Here is a 20,253-nt window from a genome sequence, read left to right on the forward strand (position 1 = left end):
TTTAAGTTATCTTAATTATGAAGGTGATAACAGTGATATCCAAAATAGCTATGATCCAAGATATAAACAATATTGAAGCACGTATTCATCAGAAGCTCCGGTTAGAGTTTGAAGAATTATTTGTAGATGAGTTAACCGATAAGCAGCATATTGTGCTGAATTTCATTGAACAAAAAGGGGGAAGTTCTCCTATTCAAATTGCCCAGCAATTAGGGATCACTCAAAGTGCAGTCAGTCAGCTGTTAAACACGCTTGAAAAAAAGGAATGGATTCGCCGTAGCATTAACCCGAAAAACCGGAGGGAATTGCACGTTGAACTTTCTGAAAAGGCAAAGTCGTACCTCGAGAATATGCGAAAGATAGAGCTTGCGATAATTGAAAAATATTACTCAAAGTTATCCCTCGATGAGATCACCACATTGAAATCGATTTATGTAAAACTTGATCAATTGATTGCAAATAAAAATGAAGGGAAGGATGAGGATTGATGACGCTCAAACAAGAAGTTGAGCAAATTGCTGCTTCTTATACGGTGAAAAAGAAGCAGGTACTGCTTGTGATTGGACTGATTCATCAAGGGGAAACACATGTCTTTCATTTCGGAGATCATCCCATTCAAAAGCGGGTCCAGCCAGAGGATGTCATTTTTGAGATTGGCTCTATTTCAAAAGTCTTGACGACGAGTATATTGGCAAGCATGATCCAAAAAGGGCAGATGAAACTCGATGATTCGATTTCCCTGTATTGTCCTCACATTAGAAAGAATCACCCCATTCAAATAGAGCAGCTAGCAACCCACACATCTGGGCTTCCTGCGCATCGTCTTCTTAGAGACTTTCAGCTATGCTTCCTTCCTAAAGTCAAAAGAGATATGTACTGTCAATATTCACTCGATGAATTAATCAAACTGTTAAACTCGAAAAAGTGGAATCAGTCAAAAACTTTCCCATCTCGTTATTCCAATGTGGGCATGGGCCTTCTTGGTTTGGTCATGGGCTGGTCACGTAACAAAACGTATGAACAACTGCTCACTGAATATATCGCGGAAGAGCTCAATTTATCAAATACCTTTATTACCATCAAGGATGATAGAAAAGAGAACATGATCTTAGGTCATAAAGAAAATGGAAAAGAGGTTCCTCCGCTTCACATGCTTGATTATCAAGGAGCTGGCGCCATTCGTTCGACAATCACAGATTTATTGTCATTTCTCTCCGCACATTTAAATGCGGGCTCCGATTCTTCGTGGAAGATGACCCGCGAACCAAGGCTGAAAATGGGCAGAAACATGTCAATGGGACTCGGATGGGTCATAGATGACACAGGCTTGATTTGTCATAATGGCGCGACGTCTGGCTTTTCCAGCTTTATGGGCTTCAGGCCGCAATCAAAAACAGGCGTGGTCGTCTTATCCAATTATCGCAACCGAATTATACAAGATTCTCCCGATCGAATTGCGTATGATCTCATGAACATGCTTGACGCTAAAATAAAATGAGCCTTGTGCAGAAAGAGGCTCACTTTGCTTTTGCATTCATTTGTTTGATCGTTTCACCAGGAACGAGTTCAGGCTCGTAAAATGTTTGATCAGGGAGATTCTTTTTCCCTTGTACTTTTTTGATCATCCAGTCTGCTGCATCTCGGCCCATTTTCTCCTGAGGGTGGGTCAATGTTGTCAGCTTCACATGGGCATTTTTTTGAGCAATATACGAATTATCCTGTCCAATAATTGAGAGATCATCTGGAATAGACAGCCCGATTTCGCTGCATACATTGGCGACTTCTAATCCGACCTCATCGTTATAGCAAACAAGGGCGGTCAGCTCATGCTGGTGCGCCGTTAAAAATGATTTGATATGATCCCCTAAATGCTGCTTCGATTCTGTATCGAAAAAGAGCACATGCTCAGGCAGGAAATTAAGCTTGGCTTCACCAAGTGCCTGAATATAGCCTTTCATCCGGTATTTCCCCTGTAAATCATCCGTCTTTGAAATCAGTCCGATTTGCTGATGTCCAGAGGTGATCAGCTCTTTTGTGGCTAGGTAGCTGGACTTGACATCATCCAAACAGAGAAAAGGGACCTCTAACTGCTCATAATAAGCATTGATCATAATAAGGGGTACGTCCTGTTCTTTAAAGGATAGGTAGTACGAAATGTTCGGGTTATATAAGTTGCTTTTTGTCGGCTCCACAATGAGTCCGTCCACACCGAAGGACAGCATCATTTCTAACGCTTTTTTCTCCTGATCCACATCGTTATTTGTACTAGCTAGTAACAGAGAATAGTTCTCTTCATTTAAGCGGCTTTCTATGCCTCGAATGATGGAAGGAAAAATGTAATCGGATATGTATGTCGTGATAACCCCAATCGTTTTCATATGCGCATGTCCAGCAGGTTTTGTTTGATATTGATTGGTCACAAACGTACCTGAACCTTTTTCACTTCGCAAAAATCCTTCGCTCGACAATTCCAAGATGGCTTTTCGAACCGTATGTCTGCTCACTTGATACATATCCTGTAAGCTTGATTCGGTTGGAATCCGTTCCCCGATCCGGTAATCCCCTGTGAGTATTTTGCTTTTTATATCATCGATAATGATCTGGTACTTCTTTTTCATCGTTTCACTTCTTTCTCAGTTGTTCATCTACTCGGATTGAGAAGAAATTGTATGGACATATTTTAACATGGTTGTCTAATCAAAAACAGGCACTTTCCCTTTCTGCCATGTCATCTTCTGAAAAACGAAGATTTTTGTCATATTGTGTATGTACAACTATATTTATTATTGACATATGTACGTACAAATATGCTATTATATTTGTGCACAGAAAAAATCAATGAATCTAGAAAAAGAAAATTGAAACCGCTATCAACATGGGGGTGAACGCAGAATGAATCATGAAGAGACGGCCAAAACCTTGAAGGAAGGACGCACATCTTTAGGCATTGAATTTGGTTCAACACGAATTAAAGCGATTTTAATAGATGAGGAATTTCAGCCAATTGCACAAGGTGCATATGAATGGGAAAGTTTTCTCCAGGATGGAATATGGACGTACAACTTAATTGATATCATTACAGGTCTGCAAGTGGCGTATCGAGAGATGAAAGAACAGGCCGAGCAAAAGTATGGTGTGACCATTCAAACCATTGGCTCAATCGGGGTATCAGCGATGATGCATGGCTATGTGGCATGTGATCATACAGGAGAGGTTCTCGTTCCGTTCCGAACATGGCGGAATGCAACGACCATCGAGGCGAGTCAAAAGCTGACAGACGTATTTCAATTTCATATTCCAGAAAGATGGAGCATTGCCCATTTGTATCAAGCGGTATTAGAAGATGAAAAACATCTATCCCGATTAGAATATATGACCACTTTGTCTGGATATATTCACTGGCTGTTAACCGGAAAGCAGGCCATTGGTATTGGCGATGCGTCAGGGATGTTTCCAATTGATGAACAAACGAAGGACTACAATGAAGAGATGCTCCAGCAATTTGAAGCATTGATTGCAAAAAAAGGCTATCCGTGGAAGCTTCGTCATCTTTTGCCGCGGGTCTATTTAGCAGGTGAAGAAGCTGGTGTGTTAACAGCAGCAGGAGCATCCATTTTAGATCAAGGCAAGCATTTACAGCCAGGTATTCCATTTTGTCCGCCAGAAGGAGATGCGGGAACCGGAATGGTGGCGACTAACAGTATAGAAAGACGAACAGGAAATATTTCAGTTGGAACCTCTGTTTTTGCCATGATTGTGCTAGAGCAGGATCTAAAAGGTGTGTATCCAGAGGTGGATATGGTCACGACACCAGACGGACTGCCTGTCGCCATGGTTCATGCGAATAACTGTACAAGTGATCTCAATGCTTGGATGAATATATTTCGTGAAGCATTTGAAGCAATGGGCCTGCAAGTGGAGTCAGAAAGGTTATACGAAGCGTTATTGAAGCAAGCTTTAGAAGCAGATCGTGATGGCGGAGGACTCTTAAGCTACGGCTATTATTCTGGTGAAAATATTACAAGACTGCCAGAAGGAAGACCTCTTTTTGTCAGAGCTGCTGAAAGCCGATTTACCCTCGCTAATTTCATGCGTACCCACCTTTTCTCTGCATTTGGGGCAATGAAAATAGGAATGGATCGCTTAAAAGAACATGAGCATGTCGAGATTGATCGTTTACTAGGACATGGCGGTTTATTTAAAACACCGCTCGTTGGACAAAAAATGGTTGCCGCAGCACTTGATACACCTGTATCAGTGGTTTCCACTGCCGGAGAAGGCGGTGCGTTTGGGATGGCTGTCCTTGCTTCATATATGGCTCATCATCAAAAGCAAACATTGGCGGAATTTCTCACTCATCAAGTGTTTGCGAATACATCAGAAGAGCTCATCGAGCCCGACCCACTCGATGTCAAAGGCTTTGACGAATTTTTAAAGCGCTATCAAGAAGGACTCCCAATTGAAGAAGCGGCAGTAACGCATCTGATGCCAAAGAAAGGAGTGACAACGGTATGCTAGAGCGGTTAAAAGAAGAAGTGTTTCAAGCGAATTTAGATCTGCCAAAATACGGTCTTGTGAAATTTACATGGGGCAATGTCAGTGCGTGCGATCGTGACAGCGGTCTATTTGTCATTAAGCCGAGCGGCATAGCGTATGACCAATTATCAGCAAAAGACATGGTTGTGGTCGACTTTGACGGTCAAGTGGTGGAAGGGGAATTCAGTCCTTCCTCAGATACAGCTACACATGCGGTTCTTTATCAACACTTCGAGGAAATTGGTGGTATTTCACATAGCCATTCCATGTGGGCAACTGTTTGGGCCCAGGCAGGTCTTGATTTACCGGCAATGGGCACGACTCATGCGGATACATTTTACGGCCCTGTTCCATGCGCTCGATTTCTGACAGAAGAAGAAGTGAATCGCGGATATGAGGTGGAAACGGGCCGGCTGATCATTGAAACCTTTGAGAAAAGAAACATAGATGTGATGGCGGTGCCAGGTGTTTTGCTTCAAGGTCATGGTCCATTTACGTGGGGGAAAGATGCAAAAAGTGCAGTCACAAACAGTGTGGTTTTAGATGAAGTTGCCAAAATGAATCTGTTTGCCAAGCAATTGAACGAATATGCGGAGCCTCTGCCGCAGCGAATTTTAGATAAACATTACTTAAGAAAACATGGTGATCAAGCGTATTACGGACAAAAACCTTCAAGATAAAGAAAAGAGGGATTTCTATGTTAACCAGTCAGAAAAAAGAGTTTTGGTTTATCGTTGGGTCACAGCACTTATATGGAGATGAAGCACTGAAGCAAGTAAAAGCCGACGCACAAAAGATGACGGATGCTTTAAATGAGAGCGGTTTACTTCCATACCCAATGATGCTTCAGGAGCTGGCAGTCAGCGCCGATCAAATCACAAAGCTTATGAAAGAGGTCAATTATCGCGATGAAGTTGTCGGCGTGGTGACATGGATGCATACATTTTCTCCTGCAAAAATGTGGATACGCGGTACAGCTCTTTTGCAAAAGCCTCTACTGCATCTCGTCACACAATATTATGAAAAAATTCCATGGGACACGATTGATATGGATTATATGAATCTCCATCAATCTGCACATGGAGACAGAGAATATGGTTATATCAATGCGCGTTTAAATAAACAAAACCAAATTGTAGCCGGTCATTGGTCAAAGCCGGAGGTGAAGCAGCAAATTGCTGATTGGATGGATGTCGCTGCTGCCTATCAAGAAAGCTTTCACATCAAAGTCGCTCGGTTTGGTGACAATATGCGCCACGTGGCCGTGACAGAAGGCGATAAAATCGAAGCGCAGATTCAATTAGGCTGGACTGTTGATTACTTTGGGATAGGTGATCTCGTCGAATATGTTAACGCAGTAGAAGAAGCAGCGGTAGATGCATTATTTGCTGAGTATTTAACGCAATATGATGTGGATTATGGAACGTACTCGGTTGAAGAATGGGAAAGAAGCGTGAAGGTGCAAGCACGTTATGAAATTGCCATCAAACGTTTCTTAGATGAAGGCGGCTACAATGCCTTTACGACAAACTTTGAGGATTTACATGGGATGAAGCAGCTGCCTGGACTTGCGGTTCAGCGGCTGATGGCAAAGGGATACGGCTTTGCTGGTGAAGGCGATTGGAAAACTGCTGCACTGGACCGTTTACTAAAAGTGATGAGTCACCATCAATCCACGGGTTTCATGGAAGACTACACGTATGAAATGACCGCTGGACAGGAAGCTGTGCTGCAATCTCATATGTTAGAAGTAGATCCATCGCTCGCACATACGAAACCCGTCATCGTCGTGTCTCCACTTGGTATTGGAAATCGGGAAGACCCAGCCCGTCTTGTCTTTGATGGAAAAGCAGGGGAGGGCGTAGTTGTCTCCATCGCTGATTTTGGAACACATTTCAAATGGCTCATACAAGAAGTCGAAGCCTTTGAGCCGGAGGAAGCAGCACCTCATTTACCAGTTGCACGTGTGCTGTGGAAAATCAAACCGAATTTTCAGGACGGAGTCAAAGCGTGGATTAAGCAAGGCGGCGGTCATCATACAGTCGTGTCTCTCAATTTAACGGTGGATCAAATTGTTCATTTTGCCAAGCTTGTCAATGCAGAATATGTGGTGTTATAGGAGAAGGGTGAAAAGGCTTCTACTGCTTAAAGTAGAAGCATTGGGTGAAATGAAAGCGGTTTATTAAGTGAGGGGGTCATCCACTTGGAGAAAAAAGTGTCTAGTAAATTTATCTTCTTTTTCGGGTCCTTTGCAGGCATCTTATTTGGATATGATATTGGCATCATTGCAGGGGCGGAAGGGCATATTCAGGAAGAATTTCAGCTCAGCCCATTATGGCTTGGAATCGTCGTCTCATCTTTAATGGGCGGGGCCATCATCGGCTCCATTTTAAGCGGTCTTTTAGGGGATAAGTTTGGCCGTAGAAAGCTCATTTTGGTCTCATCGATCATCTTTTTTGTCGGAGCTATCGGATCAGCGATTGCACCAGAAGAGATTTCATTAACCATTGCTCGTATCTTTTTAGGAACAGCCGTAGGAACAGCTTCATCTTTGGTGCCGGCTTACATGTCAGAAATCGCACCTGCTAAAATCCGCGGGAAATTGTCCGGACTCAATCAGCTCATGATTGTGAGCGGACTATTGCTCAGCTATATTGTTGCATTTGTGTTTGAGCCCATCCCAGACAGCTGGCGCTGGATGCTCGGAAGTGCCGCTTTATTTGCTATCGTGCTGTATATTGGGATGCTGAGGCTCCCTGAATCTCCGAGGTATTTAATCAAACACGGAATGGCTCATAAAGCACGAGAAGTATTAGGATCACTGCGCTCTTCAAGTGAAGAAATCGAAGCAGAAATGCAAGAAATTTTAGAAGTCGCAAAAGAAGAACGCTCAGGTATTCGTGAATTGTTCCAAAAGAAATTCCGAATGGCCCTCTTTATTGGGGTGGGAATGGCGACCCTTCAGCAAATTCAAGGCGCAAACTCCATTGTGTATTATGCAACGAGTATCGCTCGGAATGTAGGCCTTGCTCCGCAGGTCGCCGCAGGTTTTACCGTGATTGTTGGTGTCATTTTTGTCGTGACAACCGTGATCTTTTTACAATTTGTTGACAGGTTCGACCGCCGAACGATCCTTACCGTAGGGGGAACGGGGATGGCCCTTTCTTTCTTTGCACCAGCCGCATTAGGTGCATTTGGCGTCAGTGAAGGCATTTTAAACTGGGTGACATTGATTTCACTGTGCTGTTTTATTTTGTGCTACGCCTTCTCATGGGCACCGATCACATGGATCATCATCGGCGAAATCTTCCCGCTTTCTGTTAGGGGCATCGGAGCAGGTATTTCTTCTGCCTTTAACTGGACGGGGTCGTTAGCAGTTGGACTCGTTTTTCCTATCTTAGCAGATCAATTCAGCTTTGGGGTCATCTTCTCTTCATTTGGGGTTATTTGCTTAATCGGATTACTGTTCACCCGCTTTGTACTAGTCGAAACAAAAGGACGAAGCTTAGAGCAAATCGAAACCGACATGGCTGCACGTGTATAAAGAAAACCATCTATCCCACGTGGATAGATGGTTTTTTTACTCAAGCGTCTGTTTTAGAATCAATTCATCATATGAAGATAAATCCAGCACTTCAAGCAGCGCGTAATATTTCGCGTAAATTTCACTCAGCTGATCAGGAGGATTTGTTTCATATCGATTCAAATGCAATTGAGTCAGTTCAAGTGCAATGTCTAGCTTGTTTCGTTCGATAGGTTGTGTCGTGTTCATCATATTGTTCACCTCTTATTTTAAGATCATTGCAGAAGTTACGGAGCAGTTCCGCAGCTGACCTTATATTCATGTTCTTCTATCTTTTTTGAATAGCAGACCGAAGGCGTCATCCCCGTCTCACTTTTCCAAGCCTGCCAATACACATCATAAAGCTGGCCATATTGAGAATCTACATCGTCCTTTTTTTACAAAATAGCTTTGATAAGGGTAGCCATCTTGATAAATCGCCTGCCGGATGGCTCCTCTTTCAGTCGCATTTGTAAAAACCATAGGCGACAGCAGTGGAAGTGTGATAATAACGAGAAGCAGGAAAAGAGCTTATGTCTTGTTTTCATCACTATATGTCTTTCCCCGCAGAATTGTGTTATTCCCCTTATTTCTAGCCATGTGATTTATTGCTTTCTGCGATTTTCAAAAGACTTTTAATACGTTTATTACTCATCTTATCGAAGTCAGGCTCGTGCCCCAGAACAAAATTGATTTTAGAAGCTGTTTTTAAGAGATTCTTTCTTTCGGATGCATATATGCGCTCTTTTCTCTTCTTAAAATAATCGTTTAATTCACCACTTAGTCCCTGTTCGTCCTTCTTGGTAAGGCTCCTCTTTCCAAAATCCAAGAAAGTTTGCTCCTTCATAAGCAGTCTCCCTTCAATGCATTGTTTTTGTCCTTCTGGGTGCTATAAGTAATAATGTTGTCTATAACACAAAAGGTGGTTTTCTAGTGGATCGTGCGTGCCTTTACAACTTTTCTTGGAATCATGGGGGACACCGCCAAATGAGTTTGATATCGTATTATGAGCAGGAACGACAACTGGTCCTCCATACGATAACTTAGCTGCTTTAAGTGCTGCTAATCATAATGCAACTATTTTGGACCAAAGATTTCAATAATGCAAGAAGCAGGAACCATTTTTAGGGGTTCCTGCTTTTTTATAAAAATAAAATATTTAATCACTTTCCATATTGAGGAATTAGTCTAAACAACACAGGAGCTTTATTCATAAACAGTAAGATAAAGCATTAAGAACTCCGTGAAGGAAGGTGAAGAAATGAAGGTAATGGTTATAGGAGGAGCGGGTTTTATTGGTTCTCATCTAGTTGATCGGCTTATGAAAGAAGGATTTGATACGTATGTTATTGATAATCTATCGACGGGGAACCAACAATTCCTTCATCCAAAAGCAACGTTTTATCATTCGGACATTTTAAACATACGGAAAATGAAAGAGATTTTTAAGGAAGTGCAACCAAAGTATGTGTTTCATCTTGCAGCACAAATAGATGTTCAAAAATCGATAAACAATCCAGTCTTTGATGCGCAAACGAATATTCTTGGTACACTTACCATTATAGAATTATGCAAATTGTATAACTCTAAGCTTATTTATTCCTCTTCCGCAGCCGTTTATGGAACACCACAATATTTGCCCGTGTCTGAAAACCATCCTATCCAACCTCTGTCTAATTATGGTATATCCAAATATACCCCCGAACTATATCTCCGTGTGTTTGCACAGCTTTATAACGTAAAATATACGATTTTAAGATATTCAAATGTTTATGGTCCAAGGCAAACGCCAAAGGGTGAAGGTGGTGTAATTTCCATATTTATTCATAAAATCATGAACAATGAGATTCTACAAATTTTTGGAGATGGTAACCAAACGAGGGATTTTATTTATGTAGAGGATGTCATTTCAGCCAATTTATCCGCACTTAAGGAGGGGGAAAATGGAACCTACAATATTAGCACAAATAAGCCAATATCTGTTAATGAACTATTAGATTTCATCAATAGAATCATGGGTAAAAATACTGTCCCTGAATATAAACCAAAACGATTGGGAGATATAACCCACAGTTGTCTTGATAATCGATTAGCCATAGAGGAACTGAAGTGGAACCCGAAATATTTCATTTTTGAAGGTTTAACAAAAACACTCCAATTTTATCCGAACACTTACTAGCACGCTTTTTAAAAAGAAAATAAGGCTGACTCAATTGAGTCAGCCAATCATTTTTTGCGTTGAGATTTTTTATGTGCCCATTATTGTCTTGAGTCAGTCTAGGATTAAAGTTAAAAGGAACACCAATTATTTTACAAATGGTGAAATTTAATTAAAAAACAAATAAAGGAATGTAAATAATGGATGTTTTACCCTACAAAAATAAAATAAATAGAAACTAATGCTATCGCCTATACAATATTGGCTGCCTTTCCATATGATGAGGATAAATAAATACAATAGGAGAGATATAAAATGAAAATACTACTTGCTACTTATTGGTCTATCCCACATGTAGGAGGTGTATGGAGTTATATGGTTCAACTTAGAAAAAAGCTTGAATCGCTTGGCCATGAGGTTGATATGCTTGGATATGATGAGGATAATACGTCAGTTTACATCGTTAATGAAAATCGAAAAATAGAGAGTGATAAGATTCTCCCATTATTAAATGCAAAATTAACTTCACAAACCCATCCCGCTATTTTTGCAAATGAATTAATAAAATATACGGAATTCCATCGTTATGTATTTGAGTTAAGCGCTGCCTATTTAGGTCTGGAAAAATATGATGTAATTCATACCCAAGACGTCATCTCAACGGCCTCTATAGATCGAGTAAGGCCAAAACACTCCACCCTCGTTTCTACTCTTCATGGTTCTGTTGCCCATGCAATTAGGAATCAATTAACGACGATTCATAAATCAGATACATCCTTTATGGCCAGAGTCTATTTTGATGAGTTAGAGAAAGTTGGAGCTACTTCTGCAGAAGTAACCATTGTTGCTAATGAATGGATGAAACAAATATTAACTAATGAATTCGAGGTTCCTAATGAACAAATTAAAGTTCTACACTATGGATTTGATACAGAGGACTTTATAAAAAGATTAAAGCAAAAATCGTCTATAAAACGACCGAAGGATAAAAAAGTGATAATCTTTTCTGGCAGACTAGTCGACCAAAAAGGAGTTCATCATTTGATATCTGCTTTAAATGAATTAAAAAAAGTACGTAAAGATTGGGTATGCTGGATTGTTGGTAATGGGGATTATCAATCAGAGTTAAAAGCACAAAGCAAGAATCTAAACTTGGAAGAGGATATTTTATTTTTTGGAAAAAGGGATGATACCCCCTATTTACTGGAGAATTCCGATATTTTTGTTCTTCCTAGTCTTCTAGAAAATCAGCCATTATCTGTAATCGAAGCGCAAATTGCTGGTAAAGCCATCATCGTTAGTGATGCAGGGGGATTACCTGAAATGGTTGAGGACGGAGTTACTGGGTTAATTACTCCTGCTGGAGATACTAATGCGCTCTTCAAAAAAATAAATTTATTATTGGATGATGAAAGTCTAAGACAACGGCTTGGGTCAAATGCTAAAAAATGGGGGATGACTCATTGGTCTATGGATAAGGGCGTAAAAAATTTAATCGATATTTATCTCAGCGCTATTTCTAAAAGAGGGAAGGACCAGGATAATGTCGAGCCTGAACAAAAAAATTAATCAACATTTACTCCCTTCTGTCGCCCACTTTAGGGATTGGATGAAAAAAATTTGGATAAATACCAGAAAAATGTGGAAAAGATCTGAAAAAAATTATACTGATCCTGTCAAAAATAAGCCCAAAACATTTTTCATACATTCGGATGAATATAATTCTTTGTTTTTGGACCCCATCTCAAATCCGGCTGTTTTTGTTTCTGGCGAAATATGGAATAAAATCATTGAAACCGTTCCTCCCGAATTCGTATTTCCTAACCCAGACTCGTTAAAAGGTTTAAATAAAGTAAGGGGCGATCTATTTCATCAAATTTTCCAAAAAAAAGTATCGACTTCAGATGTATTTGTAGATCCTCATATATGGGAAAAGATTGTTAAAACCACTCCTGATGTCTATAGACTGCCTAATCCTTTATTGGAGAAAACGTTTAAATCTATGGAAGCAGATTCCTATCATCACCTGTTTTCAAAGCCAATAAAATCACCTGAAATATTCGTGGATTATGAGGTTTGGGAAGCCATTAAACTTTCTGTACCTAATCATTATTTGCTTCCGAATCCCTTGACCGATTCGACGTTTAAATCAATGGATAGTGGTAAGTATCACTTTTTATTTTCAACAAAACATCCTACCCCTCATATTTTTATAGATCCTACTGCTTGGGAACCCATTAGAGAAGCTCTAACCGAAGTATTTAAGGTACCAAATCCAAAGAGTTTACAGATATTTGAGCCTATGAAAGCCGACCATTTTAATTCTTTATTTAGGTCACAGTTATCTAGTCCAGAAATCATGGTCGATCACCAAGTTTTTCAATCTATTAAAAGTACTTTGCCTGATGATTACCAAATTCCTGGCCAATTAATTATGGAGATGACGCGTAAAGAAAGAAAATAAACAAAAAAAGTGATATTGCTAAAAAGCACTTCATTCTTTTAAGACCGTTGAAACAGTAAATGTGAAAACGGTTTTTTTTCTTCCCCTATTCGAATCCTTTTTTTATTAATAAAAGTGTACATTTTTAATTGATATAGCCATATAGCCCTTACAAAAATATTATTTTAGCATTTAATATCACAGATAATATTTTTTTATTTTTATAAGGAGTTGAAATCTTTTTATGAGATTAGAAGATTTAAAAGGAAATTACGATGCGATCTATAGTTTAGGTGATTTATGTCTTGCAGCCCTTCAGTTAAGAAAAAATAATTTAAGACCTTTTGCCGGACCACTGGACTGGATGTCCTCCCCTTCATTGCCAAACGTCAGTCGTCTTTTGAAGAATCGATTTGAAGGTTATATGGACAAATCTAATTTGATTCCTTCTGGTTATTCTAAAGGTGTAGATAGTCTTGAACCGCATCTTTGTTTAACTGATATGGAATATCAGATTGTATCAAGTCATGACTTTAAAGCAAGCGAAAATACATTCTCCAATTTATCTACTTATCCCGAAGTTAAAGCCAAATTTGATAGAAGGATTAAAAGATTCCTAGAAATGCTTTCCACAGGGAAACGAATTCTGTTTATTCGGACGGAAGGAGCCTTTGACGAAGTACTAGAACTTGAGACTGTGATATCAGAATTAATAAAAAATGATTTTGCTATCCTTCTTGTTAACCATACCGATACCAAAGTATTAGTAGAAAAAGACTGGCCAGTTGAAAAAGTGTGTGCCATTGAACTCCCTAATATAGAGAAATGGCAGGGAAACGATCATTATTGGAGAGATATATTCAATGGTATCAGCATTAATTAAAATAATCAGGAGGATTTTGTAGATGTTTAAAAACACTAATATTTTAGTAACTGGCGGGACAGGTTCTTGGGGGAAAGAACTAATCCTTCAATTATTAACCCTTGATCCAAAAGAAGTTATCGTCTTTTCAAGGAGCGAGGATAGCCAAGTTAATATGAGAAGGGAAATTGAGGATCGACGATTAAGTTTTAAAATAGGTGATATTCGAGATAAAAATGCATTATATCAGGCTTTCAAGGGGATAGATTATGTTTTCCATCTTGCTGCATTGAAGCATGTTCCAATTTGCGAAGAGCACCCGATGGAAGCGCTTAAAACAAATATTACAGGTACTCAAAATGTGATTGAAGCTGCCATATTTAATGAGGTTAAAAAAGTGATTAATGTATCAACTGATAAAGCAGCAGATCCAGCTAATTTTTATGGATTTACAAAAGCGATCGGTGAAAAATTAATGATTCATGCAAATTTATTAAATAGCAACACGAAGTTCGTTTGTGTAAGAGGTGGAAATGTTTTAGGGACAAACGGAAGCGTTCTACCTGTATTCATTGAACAAATAAATAATCAAAATGAAATTACCATCACTGATAAACGAATGACAAGGTTCTTTTTAATTAAGGAAGATGCGATAAACCTTTTATTAAAAGCCGCAAGGGATGGAAAGGGCGGGGAAATTTTTGTTTTCAATATGCCGGCATGCAGGATTATCGATTTAGCGGAAGTATTAATTGACCATTTTGAAAAAGAAGTTCAGATTATTGAATCAGGTTCAAGACCAGGTGAAAAACTGCATGAGGTGCTTGTATCAAAGAATGAATTAGAAAATACAGTTCATTATAATCAAGAATATTTTGTAATTCTTCCTGACATTAACATTCCGGGTGTAAGGAAACTTTACTCAACCTTTCAACCAATAAGTGAGTCATCATATAGTTCGAAAGACCATTTAATGACTCATGAAGAAATCAGAAAAATGTTAGTTAAGTCAAAATTCTTGTAATGTTCCATTTTTAGATAAAAAAATATAAATGGGGGAAAAAATGATGAATCAAAGGCCCAAGCTGTTAATTACTGGGGCAAGTGGATTTACCGGAGAACACGCATGTGAATATTTTTCAGATTTGGGCTATGATTTAATCGCTGTAACTAGAAATCAGCCTATTATCGCAAGTAAAGGAATTCGTACAGAATACTGTGAGCTTACTAATAAAGAAAATGTTTATCAATTAATAGAAAAAACAAAGCCTGATTTCCTATTGCATCTAGCAGCAATCAATCATGTTGGTTATTCCTGGGAAGAACCAGTTGAAACAATTGAAACTAATTTGTTATCAACACTTTATATCATTGATGCTATTCGGAAGGTTAATCCAACTTGCAGAATTATCTTGGTCGGTTCTGCTCTCCAAATGAGCCCCAATAACTTATCCAATCCATTACACCCTTATAGTCTCAGTAAGACACTCCAGGTACTAGTCTCACAAGCATGGGTAAAGATGTTTGAAATGGACATCGTCATTGCAAAACCATCTAATATAATTGGACCAGGTAAATCTAATGGTGTTAATTCTATTTTTGCCAAAAAAATTGCTCAAATGGAAATGAACATGGAAGATAAAATTTTGAGGGTTAATAACATTAATGTAATGCGTAATTTCATAGATGTTAGAGATGTAGTAAGGGCGTACGAAGTACTTTTAAACAAAGGGATTGCAGGGGAAGTTTATGAGATAACTTCAAGCAAAAGTCATTCTCTTAAGGATTTGATTAACATATATAAAACCTTAACTGATATAGACTTTAAAGTTGAATCTCAATCGTCCGATGTTGATAATCTGGTCATTGGGAATCAACCTTTAACACTTGAAAAGTTAGGATGGAAACAAACATTGACGATTCATTCATCGCTAAATGATACACTTAATTATTTTCGAAACAAAAGCTAGGTGTTTGTTCTATTCATTTGAAAAAAATCATTTAGATACGTTAGGGTGAACCATAACAAATATATAATAGAATTTGGGGTACAAGGATGAGATAAAAGAGGTCTCTTGAAGCGGAGATAGAATTTACTGTGGCATTTTAACCACTAACAAAAGCCACTACATTAATTAAGGTAGCGGCTTTTGTTGTCCTCTTCAATCCAGCTTCATTTTAGCGATTTCGTTTTGTTCTTCTGCTTCATAAATGAGCTTGCCGTTGTTTTGTTTTACCATTATGCAGAGTTTACAGCTTGTCGCATGTTATATTATCTTTTTTCATTCTCTCGTAAAGGACAACAGCAAAGCTTCACATCGTAAGCGTCTTTAATAGAAGCTTTGACTATTTTCAGGGCTTTTGAATATTCCCCAGCTATATCATGATAAACACTCTTCTTTTCATCTGTACAAGCGTCAATGCACTTTGATATCTTCAGCAAGTCGATTTTAATTTGATGTTTTTTTAAATATCCGCACCTATAATTTCATACCTTGTGTCCTCTGTTTCAATTACATTTAGTTTTTTAACCTCTTGAGCGGCAGAGTGGTCGTTTATCAGGGTATCCTTCTTGATAAATGGCCTGCCGGATGGCGCCTCTTTCGGTTGCATTTGTAAAAATCATAGGTGACAGCAGTGGAAGTGTGATGATGATGACGAGTAGTATAAAGAGTGAAAAGAGCTTATGTCTTGTTTTATCGATGTCCTTTCCTTTACAAGATACCATTTGTATAATATGTTGAAATTATCCTTTTGTAAAGAAAGAGAAAAGTAGATAGCGGATTTTTTAAAAATAGACAAGCATCTAATCACGAAACGTGCCTTTTACATACGATAGAGTGAAAGTGAAAGACAACTTGATGGGGTGTTGAGATTTGATTAGACAATTTTTTCTTTGGACATCGCAGGGGGAACCAAGGAGGAGATGAAACGGTTGTTGTTAACACAACAACGAACGAACAAACGATCGGAAAAATTCATCCAACTCATATCACAAATGTTAATAAAAACATCAAGAGAATTGAAGACTACTATCCTATGACGCCAACTACTCGAAACGAGTATATTGTGGAAGAATATGATTGTGGTAGCGATATCAAGAACCCTTGCTGCCGTCCAGTGAAACGCTGTAAGTGGTAATGTGATGTTGAGGAGGAAGAGGGGCATCCTGTATGGGATGCCTTGTGTATGTTTAACGCTCCATTTCATTTAATTGTCCGTTATCAAGTTGGAAAAAACGATTTCCTAATTCTGAATAAAGGTAGTGCTGATGGCTTGTAAATAAAACACACCGATGAGAGAATTCTTCTTTTAATAAAGAAATCGATTGTATTTGAGAAGACTCATCAAGAGATGTAAACGGTTCATCAAGAATGATCAGCTCTGGCGACCTTGCCACCATACAGTTAAAGAAAAGCTTATATCTCATGCCTAGTGAATATTGTTTGACAGGCATCTTGAGTGCATGAGTTAAATCAAATGCATCACAAAGCGAGAGAAAGGTCTTTTTGTATAACTCTTTTTCTGACTTATTCATTTTCCATAACGACTGTATGAGCGCCATGTGCTCTATACCAGTCAGCGCATCATAGACTAAAGGCTTATCTGGGATGTACGCTACCAACCTTTTATAAAGAGCTGACCCAGGATGATGCTGTTCATTGAGTAAAATCGTTTCTGATACTGAAGGAAGCAGACCCGCAATGATCTTTAAAAGTGTCGATTTACCGCTGCCGTTTTTTCCGATAATACAAGCACGATCACTTTCTTTCAGATGAAAGGATACTTGATCTAGAAGGGAAGAGCTTTCTTCTGTTGTTTCATAACGAAAAGATAGCTGAGACACTTGCAAACTAGCCATTTATAAATCCTCCAATAACAAAAACAGTGGTCACCAGCATATACAAGATGACTGTCGCAAGGGCGGCCTTTTTTGTTCCTTCAGCATAGTAAATGATCCCATCATAAAGGATTCGTAAAAGATACAAGTTGATCAGAAAAGAAATCGCTTGGATGAAGATAAAATAGTGGTCTAAATGCAGCACCATCACACAATAGATCGCTGCGCTATTCACTAATAGAAGAAACGCATTATAAAGCAAGATCACAAGATACATTTTGCGCAAAATAAACGTTTTATGAAAAAAATACATATAAATCGAAGTCACGACAGTACCGAGAAAATTTAAAATGAAATAAAGCGGGATTGTCAGCAAAAAGATAAAAACAATGCTGGCTAATTGTTTCCCTGCAGATAAAGGTTCCTCTACTAACAAATCAATAATAAAAAATGTTAAAAAAACAGTCGAAACAAATAACGATAGTAAGACAAGGCCTACAATGGTTTTAATAGATTGATGTTGATTGAAAAATTGCTTAGGTCGTAGAAGTAGCTCCATGGAACCACATTCTCCTTTCTTCTATGGTAGATGTACATGGCTAACGTATTCCTCTAAAAGAGAGGCAATCAATAAGAGCACTACAGCGGCAAAGATCAACTGAAGCACAGTCCGAGTCAGCTTTTTTAGATCAATGGCATTTCCTTTAATAAACCGGTAAAGATAAATGAATGGAAAAGAACTGACGATTGAAAATAGGATCAAACCAAGAACCTCGACAAAAGCATGCGGCATGAGGCCAGTGAATAACTGTTCCACTTCGTGATTGGCCATCAAAAACTGAATGAGTTTACCGATGATATAGCCATTGTAAAACAGAATACCAGCAGACATGATGCCGCCAGTAAAAGTTCCGATACCTAGCATGGCAAGCCCAACCTGTAAATTGTTCGAAAAAATAGAGAGAAAAAACATGTCTTCATCCTTTTTTAAATAAGGAATCTGATCATAAGGAAGGAGACTTCCAATGAGCAAAGCTGCAATAAATACGCCGGCGTAAAGATAGCCGAGGCGTAGAATCAATCTATTCTCCGATAGAAAATATCTTATTTTTTTCAACATACTCAATCCCTTTATAGATGGTCTTGCGGCATAACACCCAGCAAACCATTGAAACGATCACAAAATATAAAGCAAACAGAACGTTTACGAGACCTGAGGACTGCTGCAAAATAGGTAGAAAAGAGGTCAAGATCATATAGTACATGAAAGGTAACACAAGAAAGTTTCTTGCAAAAGCCTGCCCTTTATCGATAACTTCTATTTCCTCATTGGTTGTCCCTATCTCATGCTCATGAATAAAATTGAATTTCGTTGTGAATGGAAACAAGTAAAGCTGAATCAAAGGGAAAATGAAAAAGCCAATCCCTAATACCACAATTTGAATAAGCATTTGAATATCAAAAAGCTGATATACACCCATAATTGATAGATCAATGAACAGTAGAAAGAGCACCGGTATAGAAAATAGACAATAAAATAACTGGATTTTTGATAAGAAAAACTGTAAAAGAGATGTTTGAGAAAGCTCAAAAAGCCAAATATTCTTTTTTTCAGCACTTAAAGAAAAAATAGAAGGAGTCAGCATTCTCATCTCATACGTTTGATTTGCTAAAATCATCACATTTAATGTAAAAAGCAGCTGAATTTGCAAGGCTGGATGATCAATAATAGAGATCAAACCAGTTATAACCCCGATATAAAAGAAGGCTTCATATGACATGAACATATAATTGAAAAATTCTTTAGACAGTAGCCACCTTTTTTCCTTTAGCACTTTGAGGTCTTTTTGAATCAACATATTCTTTTGAAACACCGAGCCCTGAATTTTATCAAGTACTTGAAAGTACCAATAAAATAAATCTCGAAATTGTGTTGAATTTTGATCAGAATCTTTCCCAGTTGGAATCCAGCGAACAGGGCTCTTCATAACGAGTATAGCCGCTATTATCACCACGAAAAACGTGACAGGTGAAGTGAAAAGCGCTTGAAATTGTAGAAATACAGAGTCCTTTGAAAATAAAGTGTGATGGATCTGCTGCAGATCATTCTGATATAAAGACACCAAGTTGTTGGAAAGTGTAATCCAAAACGTATCCTCTGCAAGCGATGCAATTGATTGAAAAAGTTGTTGGAAAGTGTGATAAAAAGGGAAAATCATGTTCAATACCAGGACCCTTCCAAATAAGAAGAAAAGCAAAGAGATGCTTGCAAAAAAAAGGACACGAATGATCCCAATTTTTTTCACGACAATGTTATAGATATAAGCACCAAATATTTTATTGCTGACGATAAAAAGGAAGAAACCTGTCAACATGACATTGAGATGCTTTAACCAGAATATCCACTCATGTGTTTGAGCAATGAAATATTGAAAGAGAAAGTAGATTAAATATGTACTAAAGCTCGTAAACATAAGCCAAATCAATTCTGAAAACAAAAGCGTTTGGAAAAGATGTCTTGAGGAAACAGGTGCCAGTTGTATCAATTCTTCAAAAGGAAGAATATGCGTTCTTCTATAAGATTCAATCCCTTTGACGATAGAGAAAAGAAACAAAAATATCACAAAAGCACTTTCCCATTCTATTTGATAGACTGGAGAGTAAAGAAATGAAGAAATAACAAACACAATCATGCATCCGAATATAGTATCAAGGATACAAGAAAATAAGATGTACTGTTTAGAAGAAAACGATGTGAAAAATGGAACCTTACGTATAATAAACTGAGCTAAATTTGAATATTGTTGTTGTATTCTAATTGATAGAAGTAGTGATAATAATGGATATAACA

At 38.4% G+C, this 20,253-nt stretch carries 19 protein-coding genes and 2 pseudogenes; 13 read left to right on the plus strand and 8 right to left on the minus strand.

Features of this window, described 5'->3' with window-relative positions:
- Window positions 1-32 precede the first annotated feature (32 nt).
- Window positions 33-488: a MarR family winged helix-turn-helix transcriptional regulator gene (locus IEE86_RS12350; RefSeq protein WP_191097482.1), complete on the plus strand. Its 456-nt coding sequence runs from the start codon at window positions 33-35 to the stop codon at window positions 486-488.
- Window positions 488-1,498 carry a serine hydrolase domain-containing protein gene (locus IEE86_RS12355; protein WP_191097483.1) on the plus strand — a complete coding sequence of 337 codons (1,011 nt, stop codon included), beginning with the start codon at window positions 488-490 and terminating at the stop codon, window positions 1,496-1,498. Before IEE86_RS12350 ends, IEE86_RS12355 begins: the two co-directional genes overlap by 1 nt.
- A gap of 19 nt (window positions 1,499-1,517) precedes the next feature.
- Here the strand turns inward: IEE86_RS12355 and IEE86_RS12360 are convergent, their stop codons facing one another.
- Complete coding sequence (locus IEE86_RS12360; RefSeq protein ID WP_191097484.1) at window positions 1,518-2,618, minus strand: GntR family transcriptional regulator; 1,101 nt, start codon at window positions 2,616-2,618, stop codon at window positions 1,518-1,520.
- A 274-nt stretch (window positions 2,619-2,892) separates the two neighbouring features.
- Between IEE86_RS12360 and IEE86_RS12365 the strand changes: the two genes are divergently transcribed.
- The 4 genes from IEE86_RS12365 (at window position 2,893) to IEE86_RS12380 (ending at window position 8,080) form a co-directional block, all read left to right on the plus strand.
- Window positions 2,893-4,518 (plus strand): xylulokinase, encoded by a 1,626-nt coding sequence (locus tag IEE86_RS12365; RefSeq protein WP_191097485.1) that lies wholly within the window; start codon window positions 2,893-2,895, stop codon window positions 4,516-4,518.
- Window positions 4,512-5,216: an L-ribulose-5-phosphate 4-epimerase gene (locus IEE86_RS12370; RefSeq protein WP_191097486.1), complete on the plus strand. Its 705-nt coding sequence runs from the start codon at window positions 4,512-4,514 to the stop codon at window positions 5,214-5,216. Before IEE86_RS12365 ends, IEE86_RS12370 begins: the two co-directional genes overlap by 7 nt.
- Before the next feature lie 17 nt (window positions 5,217-5,233).
- Window positions 5,234-6,655, plus strand: a complete 1,422-nt coding sequence (araA, locus tag IEE86_RS12375; RefSeq protein ID WP_191097487.1) for an L-arabinose isomerase — start codon at window positions 5,234-5,236, stop codon at window positions 6,653-6,655.
- A gap of 84 nt (window positions 6,656-6,739) precedes the next feature.
- Window positions 6,740-8,080: a sugar porter family MFS transporter gene (locus IEE86_RS12380; protein ID WP_191097488.1), complete on the plus strand. Its 1,341-nt coding sequence runs from the start codon at window positions 6,740-6,742 to the stop codon at window positions 8,078-8,080.
- Between the two features lie 36 nt (window positions 8,081-8,116).
- Here the strand turns inward: IEE86_RS12380 and IEE86_RS12385 are convergent, their stop codons facing one another.
- The 3 genes and pseudogenes from IEE86_RS12385 to IEE86_RS12390 form a co-directional block, all read right to left on the minus strand.
- Complete coding sequence (locus IEE86_RS12385; protein WP_191097489.1) at window positions 8,117-8,311, minus strand: hypothetical protein; 195 nt, start codon at window positions 8,309-8,311, stop codon at window positions 8,117-8,119.
- 35 nt (window positions 8,312-8,346) lie between these two features.
- Window positions 8,347-8,646: pseudogene (locus IEE86_RS19360) on the minus strand (hypothetical protein).
- A 44-nt stretch (window positions 8,647-8,690) separates the two neighbouring features.
- Window positions 8,691-8,945 carry a hypothetical protein gene (locus IEE86_RS12390; RefSeq protein ID WP_191097490.1) on the minus strand — a complete coding sequence of 85 codons (255 nt, stop codon included), beginning with the start codon at window positions 8,943-8,945 and terminating at the stop codon, window positions 8,691-8,693.
- A 414-nt stretch (window positions 8,946-9,359) separates the two neighbouring features.
- On the opposite strand from IEE86_RS12390, the gene IEE86_RS12395 reads away from it, so the two are divergent.
- The 7 genes and pseudogenes from IEE86_RS12395 to IEE86_RS12425 form a co-directional block, all read left to right on the plus strand.
- A complete protein-coding gene (locus tag IEE86_RS12395) occupies window positions 9,360-10,277 on the plus strand; it encodes an NAD-dependent epimerase/dehydratase family protein (RefSeq protein ID WP_191097491.1) in 918 nt (305 codons plus the stop codon).
- A 294-nt stretch (window positions 10,278-10,571) separates the two neighbouring features.
- Window positions 10,572-11,825 carry a glycosyltransferase family 4 protein gene (locus IEE86_RS12400; protein ID WP_191097492.1) on the plus strand — a complete coding sequence of 418 codons (1,254 nt, stop codon included), beginning with the start codon at window positions 10,572-10,574 and terminating at the stop codon, window positions 11,823-11,825.
- Window positions 11,800-12,720, plus strand: coding sequence for a hypothetical protein (locus tag IEE86_RS12405; RefSeq protein WP_191097493.1), 921 nt, complete (start codon window positions 11,800-11,802; stop codon window positions 12,718-12,720). Before IEE86_RS12400 ends, IEE86_RS12405 begins: the two co-directional genes overlap by 26 nt.
- Window positions 12,721-12,943: 223 nt before the next feature.
- Window positions 12,944-13,582 carry a DUF1796 family putative cysteine peptidase gene (locus tag IEE86_RS12410; protein ID WP_191097494.1) on the plus strand — a complete coding sequence of 213 codons (639 nt, stop codon included), beginning with the start codon at window positions 12,944-12,946 and terminating at the stop codon, window positions 13,580-13,582.
- Between the two features lie 22 nt (window positions 13,583-13,604).
- Window positions 13,605-14,585 carry a polysaccharide biosynthesis protein gene (locus IEE86_RS12415; RefSeq protein ID WP_191097495.1) on the plus strand — a complete coding sequence of 327 codons (981 nt, stop codon included), beginning with the start codon at window positions 13,605-13,607 and terminating at the stop codon, window positions 14,583-14,585.
- Between the two features lie 43 nt (window positions 14,586-14,628).
- The gene (locus IEE86_RS12420) at window positions 14,629-15,531 is read left to right on the plus strand and encodes an NAD-dependent epimerase/dehydratase family protein (RefSeq protein WP_191097496.1); all 903 of its coding nucleotides are present in this window, start codon (window positions 14,629-14,631) and stop codon (window positions 15,529-15,531) included.
- A gap of 979 nt (window positions 15,532-16,510) precedes the next feature.
- Window positions 16,511-16,702: pseudogene (locus IEE86_RS12425) on the plus strand (CotD family spore coat protein); the annotation flags it as partial.
- 52 nt (window positions 16,703-16,754) lie between these two features.
- Here IEE86_RS12425 and IEE86_RS12430 read toward each other — a convergent pair.
- Genes IEE86_RS12430 through IEE86_RS12445 form a run of 4 tightly spaced genes read right to left on the minus strand, consistent with a single transcriptional unit; the run spans window position 16,755 to window position 20,095 of the window.
- Complete coding sequence (locus IEE86_RS12430; protein ID WP_191097497.1) at window positions 16,755-17,423, minus strand: ATP-binding cassette domain-containing protein; 669 nt, start codon at window positions 17,421-17,423, stop codon at window positions 16,755-16,757.
- Window positions 17,416-17,961, minus strand: a complete 546-nt coding sequence (locus tag IEE86_RS12435; protein ID WP_191097498.1) for a hypothetical protein — start codon at window positions 17,959-17,961, stop codon at window positions 17,416-17,418. The genes IEE86_RS12430 and IEE86_RS12435 overlap by 8 nt, the downstream gene beginning before the upstream one ends.
- A 21-nt stretch (window positions 17,962-17,982) precedes the next feature.
- Window positions 17,983-18,483 (minus strand): stage II sporulation protein M, encoded by a 501-nt coding sequence (locus IEE86_RS12440; RefSeq protein ID WP_191097499.1) that lies wholly within the window; start codon window positions 18,481-18,483, stop codon window positions 17,983-17,985.
- Window position 18,484: 1 nt separating this feature from the next.
- Window positions 18,485-20,095, minus strand: coding sequence for a hypothetical protein (locus tag IEE86_RS12445; protein WP_224740962.1), 1,611 nt, complete (start codon window positions 20,093-20,095; stop codon window positions 18,485-18,487).
- Between the last annotated feature and the right edge of the window lie 158 nt (window positions 20,096-20,253).

This window comes from Bacillus crepusculi (genome assembly GCF_014764715.1).
In the GTDB taxonomy this organism is placed as follows: domain Bacteria; phylum Bacillota; class Bacilli; order Bacillales; family Bacillaceae; genus Bacillus.

Bases quoted from the DNA above. Each gene is read 5' to 3' on its own strand.
- IEE86_RS12395 (WP_191097491.1), top strand. From the start codon at position 9,360: ATGAAGGTAATGGTTATAGGAGGAGCGGGTTTTATTGGTTCTCATCTA.
- IEE86_RS12430 (WP_191097497.1), bottom strand. From the start codon at position 17,423: ATGGCTAGTTTGCAAGTGTCTCAGCTATCTTTTCGTTATGAAACAACA.
- IEE86_RS12365 (WP_191097485.1), top strand. From the start codon at position 2,893: ATGAATCATGAAGAGACGGCCAAAACCTTGAAGGAAGGACGCACATCT.
- IEE86_RS12420 (WP_191097496.1), top strand. From the start codon at position 14,629: ATGAATCAAAGGCCCAAGCTGTTAATTACTGGGGCAAGTGGATTTACC.
- IEE86_RS12370 (WP_191097486.1), top strand. From the start codon at position 4,512: ATGCTAGAGCGGTTAAAAGAAGAAGTGTTTCAAGCGAATTTAGATCTG.
- araA (WP_191097487.1), top strand. From the start codon at position 5,234: ATGTTAACCAGTCAGAAAAAAGAGTTTTGGTTTATCGTTGGGTCACAG.
- IEE86_RS12355 (WP_191097483.1), top strand. From the start codon at position 488: ATGACGCTCAAACAAGAAGTTGAGCAAATTGCTGCTTCTTATACGGTG.
- IEE86_RS12435 (WP_191097498.1), bottom strand. From the start codon at position 17,961: ATGGAGCTACTTCTACGACCTAAGCAATTTTTCAATCAACATCAATCT.
- IEE86_RS12445 (WP_224740962.1), bottom strand. From the start codon at position 20,095: ATGATTGTGTTTGTTATTTCTTCATTTCTTTACTCTCCAGTCTATCAA.
- IEE86_RS12405 (WP_191097493.1), top strand. From the start codon at position 11,800: ATGTCGAGCCTGAACAAAAAAATTAATCAACATTTACTCCCTTCTGTC.
- IEE86_RS12390 (WP_191097490.1), bottom strand. From the start codon at position 8,945: ATGAAGGAGCAAACTTTCTTGGATTTTGGAAAGAGGAGCCTTACCAAG.
- IEE86_RS12385 (WP_191097489.1), bottom strand. From the start codon at position 8,311: ATGATGAACACGACACAACCTATCGAACGAAACAAGCTAGACATTGCA.
- IEE86_RS12410 (WP_191097494.1), top strand. From the start codon at position 12,944: ATGAGATTAGAAGATTTAAAAGGAAATTACGATGCGATCTATAGTTTA.
- IEE86_RS12400 (WP_191097492.1), top strand. From the start codon at position 10,572: ATGAAAATACTACTTGCTACTTATTGGTCTATCCCACATGTAGGAGGT.
- IEE86_RS12360 (WP_191097484.1), bottom strand. From the start codon at position 2,618: ATGAAAAAGAAGTACCAGATCATTATCGATGATATAAAAAGCAAAATA.
- IEE86_RS12415 (WP_191097495.1), top strand. From the start codon at position 13,605: ATGTTTAAAAACACTAATATTTTAGTAACTGGCGGGACAGGTTCTTGG.